We start from the raw sequence: 19,420 nt of genomic DNA, 5'->3' as shown, positions 1-19,420 counted from the left end.
CGAACCTCCATCAACCCAACTCGACACGCTCGATCGTAACTGGGAATGCAGTGTCTATCTCGTGTGCGGTCCCGAGATGCACAGTGACGGACTTCTTCTTCACCTCAGCCTTTGGTGAGCCCAAGCTCACCACATCTGCGCCTCGAATCTGGCCGTCGCTAACGCGCACGAGCAGGCTGATCCTTTGGTCAAGGTCGACCTCCCAGTCTTCGACCACCGACCCGCCAGCAAGTTTGCGTATCATGTTCCGCCTGCCCGTCCACGTGCCTCGGACCGCAATCCAAGTTTCCCCTCGAACTTCGTATGCCTGGATATCCGCAGCGTCGCGCAGAGAAAGATCATGGACGCCGTCGCTCTCAAACGCTGACTCCCCTTCGGGGACAACTGCTGCTGCTTCGAGGAAGCTAGAGGCGCCTAGTAGTTGACGAACGGAGTCCGCCAATTCTGTGCTCTCAAGTAGCGCAGCTACGTCGATATTTGTTGAGTCCTTGGTTGCGAACTGATCGAGCAGGTCGGCAACACTAGGGCAGAGAATCACTTCGGCGCTGTTAGCAGCAGCTTCAGTTGCGAGGTCCGAATGTAGTGATCGCTTGCCGAAAGCCTTGGAGTCGGCGGACACGAGGTAGACGGGTTTTCCATCGGTTGTCGACTGCCGCCGAGTGGTTAGCCAAATCGCCGCATCACGGCCGCCCGTTCCAGGTTCAGCATCTTGAGAGGCCGGAAGTTTGCGATCCGCCTCGCGTTGCAATGCTTCAATCGCGTCATCGCCGTCTAGCGGCAGCACAGTGAAGATCTCCGTCACGCGACTTAGGTCGCGCTCGACAAGCGATTCCACGGGCGGAAACCCCAGCTCCGGAGGTTGCCAGCCTGGCGTCAGTTTCCGCAGCGATTTGATCGACGAAAGGACGTTATCAAGTCGCTGTTGATACTCTCTCCTGCGCGCCGAGCGATATTCGTCTTCCGTGACTTTCGAGATAGCCAAGGTCTGGCCAGCATCAGTTGCGATTGCCACCAGCATCGCTGCTAGGGATCCCGTCAGCGGCAATCCGCGAAGCTGATTCGTATCGAATATGATCACTATCTCGCCTTTCAGTCGTAGCGGACCTCAGCACAAGCCAGCGGCGTGGGCAACACTCTGGCCTCAATGGAGACCGGAGACCAGCTTGGAGCGTGTCTCAGAGGATTGCGGCAGTCACATCAGCCATCGCCTGGACCACCACATCGGAGCCAGCCAGTGCGAGAGCCTCCGTTTTGCCGGGCTTGTTCGCGTAGCCGACTGTGGGAGCCCCTGCAGGCTGTCATGCTCGTCGACGGCCGCAGCTACGGTCAGCCAATACAGGACTTCGAGTCGTAGCGCGCCTGGAGCGCGGCAACTTCCGCAGGCATTCCGCACAGACGGCCGTAGATCGCCGGTGACAGCCGGACACAGCCGGACAGCATGAGACAGGCCCTGAGCTGCGTTTTCGCAGGTCAGGGGCTGGTTTCTCGCTGGTGGCGGGTGCAGGGTTCGAACCTGCGTAGGCATACGCCGACAGATTTACAGTCTGCTCCCTTTGGCCGCTCGGGCAACCCGCCAGGGTGCTGCCGGTTCGTGAACCGGCGTGGGAGACGATACAACAGAGAGTGCCCCTGACAGCAAATCGGAAAGGAACTGCCCATGGCATCGGAGTCCTCCTTCGACATCGTGAACAAGGTCGACCGTCAGGAGGTGGACAACGCCGTCAACCAGGCGGCGAAGGAGATCAGCCAGCGGTTCGACTTCAAGAACGTGGACGCGGGCATCAAGTGGTCCGGTGAGGCGATCGACATGCAGGCGAACACGGAGGAGCGGGTGAACGCCGTACTCGACGTGTTCAAGGACAAGTTGGTCAAGCGGCAGATCTCGCTGAAGGGTCTGGAGGCCGACGAGCCGAAGCTGTCCGGGAAGGTCTACAAGATCAACGCGACGATCAGCGCCGGCATCACCCAGGAGAACGCGAAGAAGCTGTCCAAGCTGATCCGCGACGAGGGCCCGAAGGGCGTGAAGGCGCAGATCCAGGGCGACGAGCTCCGCGTGTCCAGCAAGAGCCGCGACGATCTGCAGGCCGTCCAGGCACTCATCAAGGGCGAGGACCTGGACTTCGCCGTCCAGTTCGTCAACTACCGCTGATCCCCGGGCCGGAGGACGCCGCCGCGGTACGGCGGCGTCCGATCCGGCCGCGTCGCCCGGGGTGAGCGCCCGGCCGTTTCCGGCGGAACCAGCACCTGGTCGGTTGGGTGGCGGCGTCGGTGGAAAAGCTGTCGTATGTGTCGGCGGGGGTGGGCATGCTGGGGGCGTGGAGAAGGTGCGGCGGTGGGTTCGGGAGGACTTTGGGCTGGATGTGGGGGAGCTCACGCCGGTCGGGCACGGCGCCGACGTCGCCGCGGACGTGTGGAAGGCGGCTACGGTCGCGAACACGTACGCCGTGAAGTGGAGTGGGGCGGGGACGAATACCGGGCATCAGGTCGCGGCGTTCCTGGCGGAGACGATCCCGGGTGTGCCGGAGCCGGTGCGGACCGTGGAGGGTGGGCTGTGGACGTTCCACGGGAAGAAGAAGCGGCTGACGGTGACGCCGTGGATCGACGGTGTGCGGGCCGCTGAGACCGGGCTGACGGTCGCGCAGTGGGCGGAGTACGGCGTACTGCTGCGTCGGGTTCACGAAGCCGAGCCGCCCGAACGTCTCCGCAACGCGTTGCCGAAGCGGAGTCCGGTCAACGGGCGGATCCCGGCGTTGGCCGAGGAGCTGCAGGTCCGGCTCACGACGCGAGCGCCGGAGGACGAGCTGGAAGAGGAGCTCGCGGCAGTGTGGAAGGAGCGCCAAGAGACGATCACCGGCCTGCTCTCCGCCCGTATAAGTGAGCCGGCAGGGCCGCGGGTCGTCTGTCACGCCGACCCGCACCTCGGCAACGTGCTCGTCGACGATCGAGTCCACCTGATCGACTGGGACGACGTGGTGCTCGCGCCCCGCGAGCAGGACCTGATGTTCCTGCTCGGCGGCATGGGCTCGCTCGGCCCCACGACGACCGAGCAGTTGACCGCCTTCTTCACCGGGTACGGCGACGTCGCCCTCGACCAGGACGCGATCTCGTATTACCGGCACGCGAGAGCGCTGGAAGACGTCGCGCTCTGGGCGGAACAAGCCCTCACCGGGCCCGACCGCGAAGGCTGCATCGACATCCTCCGCGGCGTACTCGGGCCCGGCGGCCTCGCACCCTTGGCGCTGTCCTAACGGAAGCGGTGGGTGACCCAGTGGGCGACCTCGGTGCCGAGGTCGTCGCCGTCCTGCATGGCGTGGCGGAAGTGGAGACCGGAGAGGATCCGGGCTTCCTGGACCTCTGCGCGGATTGTTGACAATCGGACGTACGACCGGGTGGTGCCGGTGACGACGCTGTCGAAGGTCAGCGGCAGTCGGTTGGTGTGGAAGTAGGCCTGGAGCGCGCGGGTGGCGCTGGCAGTGAAGCAGGCGTGTCCCGACGGGTAGTCCGGGTGGTTGACGTTGAGCAGCGGCTGCCACGTGGGGTCGGCCGTCGTTCGCGGGTTGCCGTCGGTGTCGGCGCGCTGGATGGCGTGGACCGGTCGCCAGAAGCGGTAGTGGTACTTCGCGTCCCAGCACGCGATCAGCGCATCGCCCGTGGTCACGTGTACCAGCGCTAGCATCCGGGCCGCCTCCGACAACCCGAGGTGCCTCTCGGCAGCCAGGCGCAGCAGAGCACGGCTCCACTGGTTGGCGGTGTGCTCGGACCAGAACAGCGCGGTCTCGGTCTGCCGAGCGGTCCGGGGACTGCCGTCCTTACGACCCAGCAGCGCCACCTCGGCCACGTCACGCGCGTACTGCTTGCTCGTCAGCGCGTCCGGCCCGTCCGGCCGGAACTGCGCGCGATGACGCAGTACTAATGGCCTGACCTGCGTGAGCACCAGATCCACCGGCGGTGTCGGCGCGGTCGGCTCCCACACGCCTGGGCCCGGCGGACGTTGCACGTACGTCACCGGCTTCTCGAAACCGTCTCCAGCCCGCCACGCGAGTACGTCGGCCGCCACCGCCCGTCCGAGCGTGATCCCACGAGCCTTGGCTCGCCCGTCCGGCACACCGGCCAGGTAGTCGGCGTACGCGGTCTCGAGCGCTGCACCCGGAGCCCGATCCTTCAGTACGTCGTACGCCGCGGTGGCGACTGCGGACGCGGCCGACGCGTGCCGGTCGGGACGTACGTCGGCGACGTGAGGTCGGCCGTGTCCCAGGCCGGCCACGGTGTCGGCAATCGCAATGTGAACAATCCCCATCAACACCTCGGTCGCCGCCGGCGGCCGCCCGGACGCGGCGATCGACTGCGCCGCGATCCGGCTCCATGTCAACACCGGCTCAGCCGAAGCCCCGACCCCTGGCGGGGAGAGCGAGGAGCCGGAAGCAGCCGACCGACCGGAGCCCGTGGCGCCGAAGGAGCCGGTGGAGCCGACTGCGGCCGTGGCGCCGCCGGAGGTGCTGGATCCGACCGCAGCGGCTGGGGACCAGGTGGTGAGTGCCAGGGCGGAGGCGGCCAGCACGGCCGGCCACCTCCGCAGACTTCCGAACATCACCGGGCTCCGGCCTGCAGCGCGCGGCCCGCGGTGATCCGGGGGATCCGGCGGCCGGCGATCGCGGTGACGACGGTGGCGGCGAGCGCGGCGAGGAGCATCAGCCCGATCACCTGGAGCAGCGACAGGCCGCTCTCGACGACCACGGTCGGCTCGCCGGCGTCGTACACCGGTGGAGCGACGGTGTCCGGGTCGTTCGGCGGCAGCTTGGCGTACGCCGTACCGGACAGTGCGACGACGGTCACCAGCAGTGCTGTGGTCAGCGCGGCCAGGCGAGACAGCGGTTTCATGGTTTCCCTCCCATTTGTGGAACTTTCACGACCAACCGTGACCGCGGCGGACAGCTCGGAGCCATACGCAGTTCGACGTATTCGCTGCCTGCCGGAACGGGCTTAGCCTGGGCAGTGGGAGGGGAAAGTCATGGAGCAGTTGACCGTCACCGAGCGCGACCTGCGCACGATGCTCGACGTGATCGACCGGGGGCGAGAGGCCGGGCCGGACGAGGTGTACCCGCGGGAGTTGCTGCGGGCGCTCGCCGAGCTGATCCCGGCCGACGACGTCACGTTCCAGGTCAGCCGTCCGCTCGATCGCGAGTTCGTGGCGTACGAGGAGGTCACCGAGGAGGAGGTCGATTCCGCCCCGGGCTGGGAGGACCTGTTCTGGCGGTCGTACTGGGACAGCGAGGCGTGCAGCCGGCCGCAGCGCACCGGCGACTACGTGAGCGTCTGGAAGGTGTCGGACTACCTGTCCGCGCAGCGGCTGGCGAGGTCGACCGTCGGCGAGTGGTTCCGGGTGATCGGCATGCGCAGTGAGATCACCGTGCCGTTCCCGGCGGCCGGTGCCGAGGACCGCAGGCTGCTGCTGTTCCGCGGTACCGGCCGGGACTTCAGCGAGCGCGAGCGCCTGCTGCTGCGGATGCTCCGCCCGCACCTGATCGAGGTGCACCGCGACCTCGAACGCCGTCGGGCCGGCATCCCCGACCTGACCACCCGGCAGTTGGAACTCCTCCGGCTCGTTGCCGAAGGCCACAGCAACACCCAGATCGCCCGCCGGCTGTTCGTTGCTGAAGGCACCGTTCGCAAGCACCTGGAGAACATCTACGAACGCCTCGGCGTCACCAGCCGCACCGCCGCCGTGGCCACAGCGTTCCCATTGTCAGCCTAGGCGTGCCGCATCCAGATGTTCGGCTCGCGGTACACCCCGACGTCGGCGTCACGATCGATCTGGAGCAGCGTAAGCCCGTCCGGGATCACGTACGAACCGGACGCCGGGAACACCATCCCGGTCCACTCCGACCACTCCGCGACCGTCCCGGTCATCGTCTGCGAGACCGGAGCCGGCCCGAGGACGGTCGCGCCGAGCCGGACGTGCGTCCGCACCCACGGATCCAGCGGCAGCCCGTCCGCCCGCGTCCACGTCATGAACTCCGAGATCCCAGCTAGTGGATACCGCGACTTCAACGTCGGCCGCACCGGCGCGATCACCTGCGGCAACCCACCGTCGATCGCCCGCTGCCGCACCGCGCTGATCACCCGCCCGGCGTGCCCCTGGCCCTGCTCGTCGTTCCGTACGGCGGCCGCCATCAGCACGAACGTGTCCGGTACGACGCCCTCCTCGTACGACGTCACCGCCCGCGCCAGCGCGTCCGTGTAGCCGCCCGGAAGATCCCCGATCGTCCCGTCCCACGCGATCGGCACGCCCCAGCACCCCGCGATCAGCCGGCGCTCCGGGGTCACCAGATAGAACTCCCAGTCCCGGAAGTACTCCACCCGCCGATCGCTGTACCGCTTCACCTCGAGGTCGTGGAAGATGAACTCCGGCCAGTCCTCGACGAACCGACGCCCGGCCTCCTCGTCCAACTCGGGCGCCGCGGCCACCGGGATCAGCTCGTACATGCCGCGCACGCTAACCCGCCGGCGTCGTACCGGCCACCGTGTTTCGCACTGCTCTCGGTGAGGCGCCGAGCTCGCGGCGGCAGGTCTTGTTGAAGGCCTGGAGGTCGGGGATGCCGACCGAGGCCGCGACCGCGGGGATCGAGAGGGTGGACGAGACCAGAAGGTGGCGGGCGCGGGTCATGCGGCGGTGGCGGATGTACGCGATCACGGTCTGGCCGGTCTCGGCGTGGAACAGCCGGGTCAGGTGGTTGTGCGAGACGCCGGCCAACTGTGCGAGCGCGGGGACCGTCAACGGCTGGGCCAGGTTCGCCTCGACGTACGCGATCACCGCCGAGACCGCCGGATGGATTGCAGGCTCGGCGCTCGACGCCGAACCGAGCTCCGCGATCCGCCACAATGCCGTCCACACCTCGGCCGTCATTCGCGCGGACCCCGACGGCGACGCCTCCAACGCCGAGCGCAGCAGCTCCGCGAGCACCGGCGCGGCCGAGCCGGCATCCTGGACGACCGGGACGTACGACGGCTCGCCGGCAACCGCGGGCCGGAAGTGGACGTACAGGTGCTCCGAGCGTCCGCGGTAGTCGAACTGCACCTGCGTCCCGGCCGGGGTCAGGCTGACGTAGCCGGGCGCCACGGCGTACGTCGTACCGTCGAGCGTCAGGTCGGCGGAGTAGCTGTACAGGTGCAGCTGCCACAGGTCGGGGAGCCGGAACACGTCCCGCAGGCCGCGGACGCCGTGGATCCCCGCTCCGACGTTGACGACGTCCGGCGGCTCGGCCAGGTGCAACGCGATCATGGTGAGAAATTACCACCAGTGGTGAACACATCCCACGCGCGCAATCGCTGTCCGACCGTAGCCTGGTGGAGTAGTGACCACTACCCCCGAGAGGGAGACTCATGCCCCACCCGCATCAGAAGAACCTGCTCACCTCGGTTCAGATGGCGCACTTCGTGGCCACCGGGTCGCTCCGGATGGACGCCGTCGTACCGGACGAGATGAACCGGCAGGCGATCGAGGTCCTGAAGGCCGGTATCCCCGGGGTCCCGTACGGCACCCCGCTGTCCGAGGCGTTCGTGGACAGCGAGTTCGTCCAGCGGCTGGTGCAGCTGCCGGAGGTCGCGGGCGCGATCCACAGTCTGGTCGGCCCGGAACCGACCGTCGACCACCACGCCGTGCACATCCGGAAGGCGAACGAGGGTGAGGCGCAGAACCTGCACGGGGACGCGATCATCGACGTCCGCCCGGACGCGTTCGACGTCCAGCTCATGTACTACCCGCAGGACGTGACGCTCGAGATGGGCGGCACCCTGAGCGTGCCCGGCAGCCACCTGCGCCGGACCAACGAGTCCGACACCGGCCGCTACCAGAACCTGCTCGGCCAGACCCGGCTGGTCTGCCCGGCCGGCACCGTCCAGTTCCTGCACCACGGCATCTGGCACGGCGGCCGCAAGAACGACAGCGACCTCGACCGCTACATGTTCAAGATCCGGTTCAACCCGACCGTCCGCCAGGTCCGGCTGTGGAACCTCGAGGACCTGTACGACGAGGAGGTCGCGCGCGAGCTGGACCAGTCGTTCCCGTGGTACGAGAACGCCACCGGCCGGCTGGAGAAGTACAACCGGATCAAGCTGTGGCAGGCGCTCACCGGTGACGACACCTACGACCCGGAGTTCTGGGTCACCCGGGTCTCGAACCGCCCGCAGCGCGTCGTCGCCCAGCGCAGCCTCAACCCGCACGCCGCCCGGCACGCGAAGAAGGAGATGGCATGACCGCCCCCGCCACCGAGACCACGCAACAGACCACGCAGCAGACCACCGTCCGGCAACAGGTCCTGGTCCTTTACCTGGCCTCGTCCGCACTGGATGCCCGTGTCGTCGGCTGGTCGACGTACGACGGGACCGGGCAGACTCACCCGACGACGGGTGACTCCGACGTTCCGCCGTACGCGACCGGGCTGGACGCCTTGAAGGACGGCTGGCGGCTGTTCCAGGCCGCGCAGCTGCTCCCGCCGTACCCGGGGCACGAGTACGACACGTCGTTCCTCAAGCACGAGTTCTTCTTCGAGAAGCTCGTCACGGTGTGAAGAGCCCGTGCTGCATGGCGAACAGCGCGGCCGCGGCTCTGGTCGAGACACCGATCTTGCCGTAGATGTGCTGGACGTGATGCTCCGCCGTACGACGTGACACGACCAGTTCACGGGCTATGTCGGCGTTGGACGAGCCGCGCGCGAGCAGACGCAGTACGTCGATCTCGCGCTCGGTGAGACCGGCGGGACGGCTCAACCGGCGGCCGGGTACCTGTTGCCCGGCCGCCGCGAGCACAGCCTTCACACAGCGACCGTCGAGCTTGCCGGCCGCGACCTGGGCCAGGATCAGCTCGGCCGCACCCTCGGGCGAGTGCGCGGACCGGTGTGGGCGGTCCTGGGTGAGCGCCTGGTAGCAGTCGGCCGCGGCCAGGATCCGTGCCGCGGTGGACAGCTCGCCACCCTTCGCCTGCTTCGGATAGCCACTGCCGTCCAGCCTCTCGTGGTGCAGAGCCGCCAGTACGGCGATCGGCTCGAGCACGGGGGATCGCGAGAGGATCCGCTCGGACTGGTACGGGTGCAGACGCACCTGCTCCCAGTCCGCACGCCGCAGTGGGCCGGTGCGTTCCCAGACGGCTGTGGGCACGGCGACTCTGCCCAGGTCGTGCAGCAGCGCGGCGCGTCTGATGGTGGCTCTCTCGTGGTCGTCGAGGTGCAGGATGCGGGCGGCTTCGTCGGCGAGTGCGGCGACGCCGGTGGAGTGGCCGAAGAGGTACGGCGACTTGAGGTCGACGAAGTACGCGAAGGTGCGGGCCAGCTCGTCCAGGTCCGGTGTCGGGCACCAGGGCTGCGGCTCGGCGTCCAGCGTCGCCTGCCAGACGTCGATCTCGTCCAGGTCGGCGGTGAGGCTCTCGTCGTACGCGTCGACGACCTCCGGATCGAGCCAGCCGCCCTTCCGCTTGCGCAAGGTCTCGCCGCCGACGATGACGGCCTGGGTGGCGACCTCGGCGATGCGCGTGGCGACGTGGATCTCCTTGCCGGCCAGGCCTTTCGGTTTGCCCTTGCCGTCCCAGCGCTCCACGTTCTGGTAGAGCGCTTCGGCGGTGCCCGGGCCGAGTCCCAGTCGCTCGGCGAGCATGCTGCCGACTTCGCAGATGGCCCGGAGGATGTCGTCCTCACCGGTGGTCACGGTCCGCGCGACGTACTGGAGGCGTCTGATGCCTGTGCCCTTGCCGACCTGGCTGAGGTAGCGGAGCACCTCCGTGCCGCTGCCGGAGTCCGTGCGCTCGGCGAGTGGGCGGAGCTCGGCCGCCCGTGGTCCAGCCAGGTGGATCTCCTCGTGGGTGGTGGCTGTGCAGCCGAGGTGCCGCAGCAGGGTCGCGTAGTACACCGTGCGCTTGTCAGCGACGTCGAGGCGCTCGGCCAGGCGGGCGGCGACCAGGCAGCTGCGGATCGACTTCTCCGGCGGCTGGGCCATGGCCAGGTCGAGCGAGACCGACAGGGCGCAGAGGAGCTCGGCGAGTCGCGGCTCCTGCGGTCCCATCGCGCCCTCCCGAGGATGGGCAGATCTACCGATGCCCGGGCATCTGCCGTACGGCCATTGTGAGCCTCATGAGCACAACAGCAACGGCAGGACCACGGCTGGTCACCTCGCAGTTCGTCCTGCTGGGCTCGGCCTCGCTGGCGTACTTCCTCGCCGACGGGATGCTCGTCCCGGCCGTTCCGCGGTACGTCGCGAGCGAACTTACCGGCGGTAACATCGCCGTCGGCGTAGCGGTCGCGGCGTTCAGCCTGTCCGCGCTCGTCCTCCGGCCGTGGACCGGGCGGTTCGCGGACCGGCACGGCCGATCGCTGGCGATGATCGGCGGCGGCATCGTCTTCGCCGCGTCGGTCGCCGGCTACGGTCTGGCCGACTCGATCGTCGTACTGTCCGCGCTGCGGTTGCTCACCGGCGTCGGCGACGCGTTCTTCTTCGTCGGCGCGGTCACCGCGATGAGCGACCTCGCTCCGGCCGAACGCCGCGGCGAAGCGATCAGCCTGTTCTCCCTCTCCTTATACGTCGGCCTCGCGGTCGGCCCGTTGATCGGGGAAGTCGTCGTCAACACGGCCGGCTTCGACACGATCTGGCTGGTCTCGGCCGCCTCCGCGCTACTCGCCGTACTCCTGTCCCTCCGCGTCGGCGACACCCGGGAACCTGGGGCGGCCAGGCCCAGTGCGGGGCGGTCCAGGCTCATTCCGCCGGCGGCCGTCGTACCTGCGCTGCTGTTGCTCGCGCTGATCTGGGGGATGGCCGGGTTCCTTGCCTTCGTCCCGCTGTACGCCCTCGACCTCGGCCTGTCCGGAGCCGGCTTCTTCCTGTTCGGCTTCGCCGCGATCGTGGTCGTCATCCGCAGCGTCGGCGCCCGCATCCCCGACCGCCTCGGCGCCCTCCGCAGCGTCCGCATCTCGTTGCTCTGCACCACGATCGCCCTGACCACGATCGCCACCTGGCAAACCGTCCCCGGCCTCGTCGTCGGTACGGTCCTCCTCGGCATCGGCGTGGCCCTCGGCACCCCGGCCATCATGACGCTCGCCCTCAACCGAGCCCCCGCCACCGAACGAGGCGCCACCATGGCCACCGTCACCATGAGCATCGACGTAGCCCAAGCCCTCGGCCCCATCACCCTAGGCCTGACCGCCGCCACCACCACCCGCCCCACAGCCTTCACCACCGCAGCCCTCGCCGCCGCCCTCGGCCTCGCCCTCGCCGTCAGATTCGGTCGTTCAACCAGCCGGTGATGCTGTTGAGGAGGGCGGTGTTCGTGGGGGCGCTCAAGCTGGTGGTGTGGTGGTTGAGGTCGGGCAGTTCCAGGTAGGTGCAGCCGAGGGATTTGAGTACGGCGGCCTGGTGGCGCATGCGTTTGATGGCCGGGTCGGCGGTGCCGATGTAGACGAGGGCGGGCGTGGAAAGGTCGCGGAGTTCGTGGTGCCAGTCGTGGGAGCGGTACGCGCGCCAGAAGGCCAAGGCTGAGTGGGGTAGGCGAGGCTCGCGTTCCAGGCGGCGCATTTCGGTGTCGGTGGGGAAGTTGAAGGGTGTGAAGCCGCCCATGACCAGGGCGGTTGCGCGCGAGGTGGCGCAGGCGGTGAGGGCTGCCATGGCGGCAGTTTGGGAGAAGCCCCAGACGGCGAAGTGGTTGATCGACAGGTGGTCCAGGACTGCGAGGACCTGCTCGCCGATGCTGCCGAAGTCGTAGGTATCCGGGCGGTCGGCCGCGCCGAAGCCGACAGGTTGGAGTTGCACGACGCGGAAGCGCCGGGACAACTCGAGAGCTGCCGGGAAGTCGAGTGGGCGGCGGTTGTTCTTGAGCAGGACCAGGGCCGGGCCGTCGCCGCTGACCCGGTACGCGATGCGCGCGCCGTTCAGGGCGACGTACTCGTGCATCAGGACGGGCTGAAGACTGCGAGGAGGGTGGTGGTGAGGGTGCGGCGGGCTGTGGGGCTGAGGTTGGCGGTGAGGGCTTCGATGCGGGTGGTGAAGGCGTCGTGGGCTTCGTCGGCGAGAGACAGGCCGGCGGGGGTGAGGTTGATGTGGCAGGCGCGGCGATCGGTGGGGTGGGGGATGCGGGCGACCAGGTCGCGGCGCTCGAGGCGGTCGACCATGCTGGTCAGGCTGGAGCGTTCGATGCTGAGGATGCGGCTCAGCTCCGTCATCCCGAGCGGGCCGGCGAGGAGTACGCAGAGCAGGTGAGCCTGCTGCGGCGTGAGCCCGAGTGGTCGGCTGGTCTCGGCGTACAGGTCCTGCAGGACGTGCATCGCCTGGACGAGCGCGCCGGACAGGTCCGCCTCCTGCGCTGTCGTGGTCGCCATACCTCCACTGTAGTCACGGACAGTTCGTTGATCCGATAGTTCGTAGGACTACTATTTAGGTCTACGAACTATTCGAGGAGACGAGATGGACGTGCGCTTCGGCTACGGCTCACCCGACAAGGTCCGCGACGTGGACCGCATCCTGCGCCTGGCCGCGCAGGCCGACCGGGACGGGCTCGACCACGTCAGCCTGTCCGACCACCCGTACGTCGCCGACCTGCTGGACGGCTACGCGACCGTCGCCTTCCTGCTCGGCCGGACCGAGCGGCTCTCGGCGTTCGTGAACGTGACCAACCTGCCGTTGCGTCCGGCACCGGTCCTCGCGCGTACGGCGTCCGCACTGTCGGCACTGTCCGGCGGCCGGTTCATCCTCGGTCTCGGCGCCGGCGGCGCGTGGAACCACATCACCACGATGGGCGTGCCGGACCTGCGGCCGGCCCAGGCGGTGCGGGCCTTCGAGGAGGCGATGCAACTCGTCCGGTCGATGTCGGCGGGCGGCCGGCCGACGCCGACCGAGCACTATCCGATCGGCAATCTCAAGCCGACGGCCGTTCCCGCCCCACCCATCTGGACCGGCTCGAACGGCCCGAAGTCGCTCGCCGCGACCGGCCGGCAGGCCGACGGCTGGATCCCCGGCCACGCGGCCGACTGGCTCAGCGAGCGCTACCGGTGGTCGCGGCCGATCATCGACGAGGCCGCGCTGGCCGCCGGCCGCAAGCCGTCCGACGTGGCGACGATCTACAACCTCCCGGGGGCGATCACGGAAACTCCGGTACGTCGTACGCGGGCCGACGACGGCCGGTGGATCGGCGGATCGCCGGCCCAGTGGATCGACGAACTCACCGACGCCGTCCTCAACCACGGCGCCGCCGGCTTCACCCTCTTCCCGACCGGCCCCGACACGTACGACGCACAACTCGCCCGCTGGGCCCAGGAAGTCGCCCCAGCGGTCCGCGCCGCGGTCAGCTGATGCCGCCGGGCTGGTGTGCAGTTCGACAGGAGGTATCGCGTCCTCGAGCGCGATCACCGGTCGGCTCAGGCGGTGAGCAGCCAGTAGCAGACATGTACGTCCTGTCGAACTGCACCAACTTGACTCATCGATCGCGCGGAGGTGTTGGCGGAAGGTGATGTCCGGGCGCACTGCCCGCGCGAGTGGATCAGCGCGACAGGAAGCTGAGGATCTCCGGCAGGGGTGGGGCGTACGACGGGGTCGAGGTGTCGACGGTGATGGCGGGGACGGGGAGATCGACGGCCTGGAAGGCGTTGTGCGTGCGCAGCCGGGCATCGTCGGCGATCTGGGCGTCCTCGTGCGCGCCGCGGTTCGGGTCGGAGGCGGTCCGGGCGTGGATGCGGGCGAGCGCGACGTCGGCCGGGGTGACGCAGTGGACGATCCGTACGTCGGCCCGGTTGAGCAGCGGGGTCAGTCCGGGACTCCAGATCCGGTCCTGGAACGCGGCCTCGGCGACGATCGTCGTACCGCGGCCGACGAGCAGTCCGATCACGTCGAAGAACGTCGACAGCGTCCGCATCGTCAGCGGGTCACCCGGGCCGGGAACAAAGCCGGGGGTGGCGTGCGCCATGCCTTCCTTGATCTCGTCCCGGCAGATCGCCGGGCAGCCGATCGCCGCGGCGATCCGGTGCGCCAGCGTCGTCTTGCCGGTCCCCGGCGGGCCGCTCACCACCACAACCATCGGCTTCGACTGCACCGCCGCACCCTAGCCATGGCCACACACGAGCCGCCACCCCAACGTAAGACTCGCGTTCAGAGACGCCGCCGGACGTGCGAGGCATCAGGTCTTGGCGAGGATTTCGTACGTTCCGGTGGTGAGGAGTTCCCTCGCGGCGGCCGTGGCCAGGTCGTAGGCGGCGGTCGTGATGGCCGGGCCGACGCTGATCCTGGTGACCCCTAGCGCGGCCAGTTCGGCGACGGTCGGAGCTCCGGGACCGGCCATGATGTTGACCGGCAGCGGTGAGCCCGCGACCAGTTCGCGAATCGTCGACGCGTCCACGACACCCGGCACGAACAGCACGTCCGCGCCGGCCTCGGCGTAGACCTCGGCCCGCTGGATGGTGCCGGTGCGGTCGCCGTACAGGTAGGTGTCGGTCCGGGCGTTGATCACGAGATCGATCCCGGCGGCGACTGCCACCGCACGGGCTGCCGCGATCCGTCCGGCGTGCACCGCGGGATCGATCAAGGTGCCCTCGGAGCTGTCCTCCAGGTTGATGCCGACGGCACCCATCTCGAGGACCTCGGCGACCGTGGCCTCGACGTCGCCGTACCCGGACTCGATGTCCGCGGTCACCGGAACCGTCACCGCCGCGACGATCGCCCGCAATGCCGCCATCGCCGCCGGACGGCTCAAGCCACCGGCGTCCTCCACGCCCGCGGCCCACGAGACGCCCGCACTCGTGGTCGCGATCGCCTGGGCACCGGCGGCCTCGATCGCCCGCGCCGAGCCGGCGTCCCAGGCGTTCGGCAGCACCAGCGGCGGCCGCTCGTGCAACTCCCGCAACGTCGTCACTGACTTCCTCCTGAGGTCGGGAACCTCCTCAGCGTGCAGCCTCGACCGCCTGATGTCCGGCCAGAATCGGCCATCATCCTCTGTCCATTATCCAAGACGATATGTCTCATTTAACAAGACGTCGAGTTAGCCTGACGACAGTGACCACGGCAAAGGAGCCTGTGATGAGCAACGTGTACACCCACGGCCACCACGAGTCGGTACTGCGTTCGCACAGCTGGCGGACCGCGGAGAACTCGGCCGGCTATCTCCTCCCGCACCTGCGGCCGGGGATGTCGTTGCTCGACGTCGGCGCCGGACCGGGCACCATCACCGCCGACCTCGCCCGGCTGGTCGAGCCCGGTCAGGTCACCGCGCTCGAAGCGAACGACGCCGCCCTCGACATCACCAAGGCCACGTTCGCCGCCCTCGACCTGGACGTGAGCTTCGTGGTCGGCGACGTCCACGCCCTCGATCTACCGGACGACTCGTACGACGTCGTGCACGCCCATCAGGTCTTGCAGCACGTCGCGGATCCGGTGCGTGCGCTGCGTGAGATGCGCCGCGTCTGCAAGCCTGGCGGAGTCGTGGCCGTCCGCGACTCCGACTACCACGGCTTCACCTGGTATCCGGAGCTGCCCGAGCTGGACGAGTGGATGGAGCTCTACCAGCGGATGGCGCGCGCCAACCAGGGCGAGCCGGACGCCGGCCGTCGACTGTTGTCGTGGGCGCTGGAGGCCGGCTTCGAACAGGTCGACGCGACCACGAGCACGTGGACGTTCGCCGACGAGGACTCGCGCGCGTTCTGGGGCGGAATGTGGGCCGACCGGATCCTGCAGTCGGCGATGGCGGATCAGGCTCGGCGCGCCGGCGTACCCGAGGAGACGCTCGAGCGGATCTCACAGGCTTGGCGCACCTGGGCCGCGCGGCCCGACGGCTGGATCGCCATCCTGCACGGCGAACTGCTCTGCACCGCTTGATCAGACGGAGGCGAGGACGACGAGGTACCCGTCCGGATCGCGAAGCCAGAGTTCGTCATGATCGGCGTTCGGATTGTGGTGGATCTCGGTCTGGACGGTGGCGCCGACGGCACGAGCGCGCTCGGCGGCCGCCTCCAGGTCGTCGGTCTCGAACCAGACCGCGACCCCGTTGCCCAACGGGTAGGTGGGATCGCCGAACGGTCCGTGATGGTGGTCGACGGCCAGGTTGTGCAACTGCATCACCAGTACGTCGTCGACCACGAGCCGCTCGTACTCCGGGCCGCCGTGTGCACTGGCCGCACCGAGCACAGCGCAGTACCAGGCACTGCTCTTCTCGACATCGCTCACCGCGATCAATGGTTGTGGTCTCATGCGACCGACGGTAGGACGAGCGGCCCTACCGGGTCTTGGACGAATGGGAGCGTTGCCGCGACACCTCGTAGAGCACGGCCGTCGCCGCGTTGGCCGCGTTCAGCGAACTCGCCGACCCGGTGATCGGAATCCGCACCAGCGCGTCGGCGGCCTCCTTCCACGCAATGCTGAGTCCGTTGGTCTCGTTGCCGATCAGCAGCAGCGTGGGCTGCGTGAGGTCGTGCTCGAACACATCGACCGATCCATGCTCGTCCGTCCCGACGACCACGATCGGTACGTCGGCCGATCGCCGTACCCACTCGATCACCTCACGATGCGACGGCACGCGTACGGCGGGAACGCCGAAGAGTGACCCGGTCGTGGCCCGGACCGCCTTCGGGTCGTAGACGTCGGCGGCATGCCCGGTGACGATCACGCCGTGCGCGCCGAAGGCGTCCGCGGACCGGATGATCGACCCGATGTTGCCCGGACCGGTCGGCCGGTCGAACACCACTCCGAGGAAGTCCGGCCGGACCGGGATCCGGTCGAGGTCGTCCGGCGGCATCTCCACCACCGCGAGCACCTCGGCGTCCTTCTCGCCGAGCTCAGCCAGCAACGCCGGCTCCATCGCCACCCGCTCGACGCCGGGCAGCCGCCGGTACAGCTCCTGCGCCCAGGTGGACAGCGGCCGGGACGCGTCGTGGATCACCGTCCGCACCGGCCAACCGTTGTCCACGGCAAGCGAAATCGGCCGCACACCCTGGACCAGGAACTCACCGGCCCGGTGCCGCTTGGTCCGGTTCGTCAGGTAGGACTGCCACACCTGGAACCGGGCGTTCCGAGTCGAGATCCGCTGCACGTCCTCACCCTAATGCCGCCGTCGCGACCGCCTGAACCGGACGAGTGACCACAGCAGCAGGGCAGGCAGCCACAGAACCACCAGCCACGGCACACGCCACCAACCGGAACCGCCCTCGAGTTCCGGTTGCTCGGCGGCCACGAGCGGCCGCGCGGATCTGGACCACGCCAGGAACGCGTCCCCGATCGGCATCAGTCCGAACGCGTACCGCTTCGTCGTCAGGCCGGTCAGCGGCAGGCCGAGCAACTCGCCCTGGCGGGCGAGCCGGCCGGCGAGCGGATCGTGCTGGACCACGGCCGCCCCCAGCGTGACCACGGTCGCGGACAGACTGAGCCCGAGGATCAGTGGACCCGAGTCCACATCCCCCGGCCCGCCGACGCCCTTCGGGTACTCGCGGACGCCGAGCCTGGTGACGAACCGGTCCCGGAACGTCTCGTACTGCGCCCGCGCGAATGCCGGATCGATCTCGACCAGGAACCTCTGGATGATGCTCTGCGACGATCCCCGCGCACCGGTCGTCTCCGGTGTGGCCTGGTGCGGCATCAGCCCGGTCCCGGGATCGAGCTTGGTCTTCACCGCGGCCACCCAGCGGGCGGTGGTCGCGCCGAACCGGGGCGCCACGAGCTCGTCGTACGCGCTCAGCGAGGCGATCGCGACGGTCGAGTCGACCGGCCACGCCTGGCCCGGATACGCCTGGAGGTACGGCGTCCTGGCGGTCCGGAACGCGGTCGCGAGCTCGACCGAGGCGCTGGTGAACTCGTCGATCTCGGCCGCGTCGGACTGCTTGAGGGCGATCAGCCCGGCCCGCAGCCAGTTGGTCCAGCCGGCGTGGAAGACGCCGTACTTCGGCCGGAGTGACGCGTCGAACACGGCGGTCCCGTCCGGGGACTTCAGCCGGTCGAGAGCCCAGCGAGCCTCGCGTGTGGCGTCGACCGCGCGGGACGGATCCGCGAGCCCGACCTGCACCCAGGTCAGTCCGTAGAGGGCGTTGAGGAAGAAGTACCCCTCCGGGAACTGCTGTTGCGCGGCATGGTCGGCGCCGGCCTCGATCTCGGCCCGCAGGTAGGTCAACTGCTTGACCACGCCTGGCGTGGGATCGGTCGGCAGCACCAGACGGGCGGTGCCCACACCTGCCACCAGCGTGGCGATCACCGCGACGCCGATCAGGAGCTTGCGCAGCACTGTCGCAATCTACCGACGCCAGGCGGACAGTGGCGGTCCGACGGGCGACGATTCGGTGACCTCAGGTGCCGAGCGTCGACTCACGGGGGACCAGGCGGGTCGGAAGCGCCATCGATCCCGGATGGATCGACCCGGCGATCGCGTCCAGCAGGAGGTTCGCCGTACGGCGGCCGAGCTCCTCCAACTCCAGATCGACCGTGGTCAGCGGCGGCCGGCTCGCGAGCGCCATCACCGACCAGTTGTCGTAGCCGGTCACCGCGATGTCGTCGGGCACGGACCGGCCGAGCTCGCGCAGGCGGTCGCAGACACCGCGGGCGATCTGGTCGCTGCCGCAGGAGATCGCATCCAGGTCCGGCGCCGTCCGCAGCAGTACGTCGACCGCGTGCCGTCCCCAGCGTTCACTCCACTCGCCGTGCATCGGCTCGCCGACCAGAGCGTCGCCGGCCGTTTCGACGGTCGCCGCCGCGCGCGTCTGGGCGCTGTGGTGCGACTCGGGCCCGGTGACGTGCGCGATCTGCCGGCGGCCGAGGCTGAGCAGGTGTCGCACCGTCGATCCGGCGCCGCCGTGGTCGTCGACGATCACCGACGTGTCGGAAGGGTCGGTCGACGGGCTGAAGGCGTAGATCACCGGAATCGGTACGTCGACCGGCACGCGCGGCTCGGTGCGTCGCCCGGTCACGATGATGCCGTCCACCCGGCGGGACACCAGCGATCGCAGGTAGTGCTGCTCGCGGAGCGGGTCGTCCCGGGTGTCGCACAGCAGCAGGCCCATCTCGCCCGCGCTCAGCGCGTCCTCGGCACCGAGCATGATCGGGATGCTGAACCGGCCGGAGCTGTCGGTGGTGATGAGCCCGACGGTGAAGCTGCGCCCGGACGACAACGCCCGGCCGCGGCTGTCCGGCGTGAACCCGAGCTGCTCGGCGGCCCGGCGTACCCGCTGTCGGGTCTCCTCGCGGAGCTGGCCGGTGTCGTTCAGCGCCTTGGACGCCGTACTCGTGGAGACCCCCGCCAGCGCGGCCACATCGGTGATCCGGGGCAGGGCAGGACCACGTGACGCCATCCGGCAACTCCTTTCCGAACTTTCCGGAAACAGTACAGCACGGATCTCGGCCGGTCCGGATTTGACCAGGTCCGAGGGGTTGACCAGGTCGTCCGACGTCTCTAGCTTCGTCAAGGAAAACGTGTTCTGGATTT

Annotated in this window: 22 protein-coding genes and 1 tRNA gene; 8 read left to right on the top strand and 15 right to left on the bottom strand. The window is 68.8% G+C overall.

Going from position 1 to position 19,420, the window contains the following annotated elements; genetic code table 11:
- Positions 1-10: 10 nt before the first annotated feature.
- Positions 11-1,078: a PIN domain-containing protein gene (locus ACQPYZ_RS31875; RefSeq protein WP_433162597.1), complete on the bottom strand. Its 1,068-nt coding sequence runs from the start codon at positions 1,076-1,078 to the stop codon at positions 11-13.
- 411 nt (positions 1,079-1,489) lie between these two features.
- Positions 1,490-1,575: transfer RNA gene (locus ACQPYZ_RS31870), tRNA-Tyr, on the bottom strand.
- A gap of 82 nt (positions 1,576-1,657) precedes the next feature.
- Between ACQPYZ_RS31870 and ACQPYZ_RS31865 the strand changes: the two genes are divergently transcribed.
- The gene (locus tag ACQPYZ_RS31865) at positions 1,658-2,149 is read left to right on the top strand and encodes a YajQ family cyclic di-GMP-binding protein (RefSeq protein ID WP_433162595.1); all 492 of its coding nucleotides are present in this window, start codon (positions 1,658-1,660) and stop codon (positions 2,147-2,149) included.
- A gap of 166 nt (positions 2,150-2,315) precedes the next feature.
- Complete coding sequence (locus tag ACQPYZ_RS31860) at positions 2,316-3,248, top strand: phosphotransferase (RefSeq protein WP_433162593.1); 933 nt, start codon at positions 2,316-2,318, stop codon at positions 3,246-3,248.
- Here ACQPYZ_RS31860 and ACQPYZ_RS31855 read toward each other — a convergent pair.
- Both ACQPYZ_RS31855 and ACQPYZ_RS31850 read right to left on the bottom strand, forming a co-directional pair.
- Positions 3,245-4,372 carry a vanadium-dependent haloperoxidase gene (locus ACQPYZ_RS31855; RefSeq protein ID WP_433162591.1) on the bottom strand — a complete coding sequence of 376 codons (1,128 nt, stop codon included), beginning with the start codon at positions 4,370-4,372 and terminating at the stop codon, positions 3,245-3,247. The genes ACQPYZ_RS31860 and ACQPYZ_RS31855 overlap by 4 nt on opposite strands.
- Positions 4,373-4,587: 215 nt before the next feature.
- Entirely contained in the window at positions 4,588-4,878 is a 291-nt protein-coding gene (locus tag ACQPYZ_RS31850; protein ID WP_433162589.1) for a hypothetical protein, read from the bottom strand.
- Positions 4,879-5,008: 130 nt separating this feature from the next.
- Here ACQPYZ_RS31850 and ACQPYZ_RS31845 point away from each other — a divergent pair, with 130 nt between their 5' ends.
- Positions 5,009-5,752 carry a response regulator transcription factor gene (locus ACQPYZ_RS31845; protein WP_433162587.1) on the top strand — a complete coding sequence of 248 codons (744 nt, stop codon included), beginning with the start codon at positions 5,009-5,011 and terminating at the stop codon, positions 5,750-5,752.
- On the opposite strand, the gene ACQPYZ_RS31840 is transcribed toward ACQPYZ_RS31845, so the two are convergent.
- On the bottom strand, positions 5,749-6,483 hold the full coding sequence (locus ACQPYZ_RS31840) for a hypothetical protein (protein ID WP_433162586.1): 735 nt from the start codon (positions 6,481-6,483) through the stop codon (positions 5,749-5,751). The genes ACQPYZ_RS31845 and ACQPYZ_RS31840 overlap by 4 nt on opposite strands.
- A gap of 10 nt (positions 6,484-6,493) precedes the next feature.
- Positions 6,494-7,279, bottom strand: a complete 786-nt coding sequence (locus ACQPYZ_RS31835) for a helix-turn-helix domain-containing protein (protein WP_433162585.1) — start codon at positions 7,277-7,279, stop codon at positions 6,494-6,496.
- Positions 7,280-7,380: 101 nt separating this feature from the next.
- Between ACQPYZ_RS31835 and ACQPYZ_RS31830 the strand changes: the two genes are divergently transcribed.
- Together ACQPYZ_RS31830 and ACQPYZ_RS31825 are read left to right on the top strand one after the other, a co-directional pair.
- Positions 7,381-8,253 (top strand): phytanoyl-CoA dioxygenase family protein, encoded by an 873-nt coding sequence (locus ACQPYZ_RS31830; protein WP_433162583.1) that lies wholly within the window; start codon positions 7,381-7,383, stop codon positions 8,251-8,253.
- Positions 8,250-8,567 (top strand): hypothetical protein, encoded by a 318-nt coding sequence (locus tag ACQPYZ_RS31825; RefSeq protein ID WP_433162581.1) that lies wholly within the window; start codon positions 8,250-8,252, stop codon positions 8,565-8,567. The genes ACQPYZ_RS31830 and ACQPYZ_RS31825 overlap by 4 nt, the downstream gene beginning before the upstream one ends.
- Here ACQPYZ_RS31825 and ACQPYZ_RS31820 read toward each other — a convergent pair.
- Entirely contained in the window at positions 8,557-10,050 is a 1,494-nt protein-coding gene (locus ACQPYZ_RS31820) for an HD domain-containing phosphohydrolase (protein ID WP_433162580.1), read from the bottom strand. The two genes, ACQPYZ_RS31825 and ACQPYZ_RS31820, sit on opposite strands and share 11 nt — an antisense overlap.
- 68 nt (positions 10,051-10,118) lie before the next feature.
- On the opposite strand from ACQPYZ_RS31820, the gene ACQPYZ_RS31815 reads away from it, so the two are divergent.
- The gene (locus ACQPYZ_RS31815; RefSeq protein ID WP_433162578.1) at positions 10,119-11,285 is read left to right on the top strand and encodes an MFS transporter; all 1,167 of its coding nucleotides are present in this window, start codon (positions 10,119-10,121) and stop codon (positions 11,283-11,285) included.
- On the opposite strand, the gene ACQPYZ_RS31810 is transcribed toward ACQPYZ_RS31815, so the two are convergent.
- Positions 11,257-11,928: an alpha/beta fold hydrolase gene (locus tag ACQPYZ_RS31810; protein ID WP_433162576.1), complete on the bottom strand. Its 672-nt coding sequence runs from the start codon at positions 11,926-11,928 to the stop codon at positions 11,257-11,259. The two genes, ACQPYZ_RS31815 and ACQPYZ_RS31810, sit on opposite strands and share 29 nt — an antisense overlap.
- Positions 11,928-12,353: a MarR family winged helix-turn-helix transcriptional regulator gene (locus ACQPYZ_RS31805; RefSeq protein ID WP_433162574.1), complete on the bottom strand. Its 426-nt coding sequence runs from the start codon at positions 12,351-12,353 to the stop codon at positions 11,928-11,930. The genes ACQPYZ_RS31810 and ACQPYZ_RS31805 overlap by 1 nt, the downstream gene beginning before the upstream one ends.
- An 85-nt stretch (positions 12,354-12,438) precedes the next feature.
- On the opposite strand from ACQPYZ_RS31805, the gene ACQPYZ_RS31800 reads away from it, so the two are divergent.
- The gene (locus ACQPYZ_RS31800; protein WP_433162572.1) at positions 12,439-13,323 is read left to right on the top strand and encodes an LLM class flavin-dependent oxidoreductase; all 885 of its coding nucleotides are present in this window, start codon (positions 12,439-12,441) and stop codon (positions 13,321-13,323) included.
- A gap of 187 nt (positions 13,324-13,510) precedes the next feature.
- Here the strand turns inward: ACQPYZ_RS31800 and ACQPYZ_RS31795 are convergent, their stop codons facing one another.
- Both ACQPYZ_RS31795 and ACQPYZ_RS31790 read right to left on the bottom strand, forming a co-directional pair.
- Positions 13,511-14,059 carry an AAA family ATPase gene (locus ACQPYZ_RS31795; RefSeq protein ID WP_433162571.1) on the bottom strand — a complete coding sequence of 183 codons (549 nt, stop codon included), beginning with the start codon at positions 14,057-14,059 and terminating at the stop codon, positions 13,511-13,513.
- 84 nt (positions 14,060-14,143) lie between these two features.
- Positions 14,144-14,875 carry an isocitrate lyase/PEP mutase family protein gene (locus ACQPYZ_RS31790; RefSeq protein WP_433162569.1) on the bottom strand — a complete coding sequence of 244 codons (732 nt, stop codon included), beginning with the start codon at positions 14,873-14,875 and terminating at the stop codon, positions 14,144-14,146.
- A gap of 164 nt (positions 14,876-15,039) precedes the next feature.
- On the opposite strand from ACQPYZ_RS31790, the gene ACQPYZ_RS31785 reads away from it, so the two are divergent.
- Positions 15,040-15,834: a class I SAM-dependent methyltransferase gene (locus ACQPYZ_RS31785; RefSeq protein ID WP_433162568.1), complete on the top strand. Its 795-nt coding sequence runs from the start codon at positions 15,040-15,042 to the stop codon at positions 15,832-15,834.
- On the opposite strand, the gene ACQPYZ_RS31780 is transcribed toward ACQPYZ_RS31785, so the two are convergent.
- The 4 genes from ACQPYZ_RS31780 to ACQPYZ_RS31765 form a co-directional block, all read right to left on the bottom strand.
- Positions 15,835-16,206 carry a VOC family protein gene (locus ACQPYZ_RS31780; protein ID WP_433162566.1) on the bottom strand — a complete coding sequence of 124 codons (372 nt, stop codon included), beginning with the start codon at positions 16,204-16,206 and terminating at the stop codon, positions 15,835-15,837.
- Between the two features lie 25 nt (positions 16,207-16,231).
- Positions 16,232-17,044 carry a TrmH family RNA methyltransferase gene (locus ACQPYZ_RS31775; protein WP_433162564.1) on the bottom strand — a complete coding sequence of 271 codons (813 nt, stop codon included), beginning with the start codon at positions 17,042-17,044 and terminating at the stop codon, positions 16,232-16,234.
- A 9-nt stretch (positions 17,045-17,053) separates the two neighbouring features.
- The gene (locus ACQPYZ_RS31770) at positions 17,054-18,226 is read right to left on the bottom strand and encodes a hypothetical protein (protein WP_433162561.1); all 1,173 of its coding nucleotides are present in this window, start codon (positions 18,224-18,226) and stop codon (positions 17,054-17,056) included.
- 61 nt (positions 18,227-18,287) lie between these two features.
- Entirely contained in the window at positions 18,288-19,286 is a 999-nt protein-coding gene (locus ACQPYZ_RS31765; protein WP_433162559.1) for a LacI family DNA-binding transcriptional regulator, read from the bottom strand.
- Positions 19,287-19,420: the final 134 nt, after the last annotated feature.

This window comes from Kribbella sp. CA-247076 (assembly GCF_050942445.1).
Classification (GTDB): Bacteria; Actinomycetota; Actinomycetes; order Propionibacteriales; family Kribbellaceae; genus Kribbella.
The sequence above is the reverse complement of the archived record's forward strand: the minus strand, read 5'-3'. Positions and strand labels throughout refer to the sequence as shown.

Coding starts and splice junctions, on each gene's coding strand:
- ACQPYZ_RS31865 (WP_433162595.1), top strand. CDS start 1,658: ATGGCATCGGAGTCCTCCTTCGACATCGTGAACAAGGTCGACCGTCAG.
- ACQPYZ_RS31850 (WP_433162589.1), bottom strand. CDS start 4,878: ATGAAACCGCTGTCTCGCCTGGCCGCGCTGACCACAGCACTGCTGGTG.
- ACQPYZ_RS31845 (WP_433162587.1), top strand. CDS start 5,009: ATGGAGCAGTTGACCGTCACCGAGCGCGACCTGCGCACGATGCTCGAC.
- ACQPYZ_RS31840 (WP_433162586.1), bottom strand. CDS start 6,483: ATGTACGAGCTGATCCCGGTGGCCGCGGCGCCCGAGTTGGACGAGGAG.
- ACQPYZ_RS31835 (WP_433162585.1), bottom strand. CDS start 7,279: ATGATCGCGTTGCACCTGGCCGAGCCGCCGGACGTCGTCAACGTCGGA.
- ACQPYZ_RS31830 (WP_433162583.1), top strand. CDS start 7,381: ATGCCCCACCCGCATCAGAAGAACCTGCTCACCTCGGTTCAGATGGCG.
- ACQPYZ_RS31825 (WP_433162581.1), top strand. CDS start 8,250: ATGACCGCCCCCGCCACCGAGACCACGCAACAGACCACGCAGCAGACC.
- ACQPYZ_RS31820 (WP_433162580.1), bottom strand. CDS start 10,050: ATGGGACCGCAGGAGCCGCGACTCGCCGAGCTCCTCTGCGCCCTGTCG.
- ACQPYZ_RS31815 (WP_433162578.1), top strand. CDS start 10,119: ATGAGCACAACAGCAACGGCAGGACCACGGCTGGTCACCTCGCAGTTC.
- ACQPYZ_RS31810 (WP_433162576.1), bottom strand. CDS start 11,928: ATGCACGAGTACGTCGCCCTGAACGGCGCGCGCATCGCGTACCGGGTC.
- ACQPYZ_RS31805 (WP_433162574.1), bottom strand. CDS start 12,353: ATGGCGACCACGACAGCGCAGGAGGCGGACCTGTCCGGCGCGCTCGTC.
- ACQPYZ_RS31800 (WP_433162572.1), top strand. CDS start 12,439: ATGGACGTGCGCTTCGGCTACGGCTCACCCGACAAGGTCCGCGACGTG.
- ACQPYZ_RS31785 (WP_433162568.1), top strand. CDS start 15,040: ATGAGCAACGTGTACACCCACGGCCACCACGAGTCGGTACTGCGTTCG.
- ACQPYZ_RS31780 (WP_433162566.1), bottom strand. CDS start 16,206: ATGAGACCACAACCATTGATCGCGGTGAGCGATGTCGAGAAGAGCAGT.
- ACQPYZ_RS31765 (WP_433162559.1), bottom strand. CDS start 19,286: ATGGCGTCACGTGGTCCTGCCCTGCCCCGGATCACCGATGTGGCCGCG.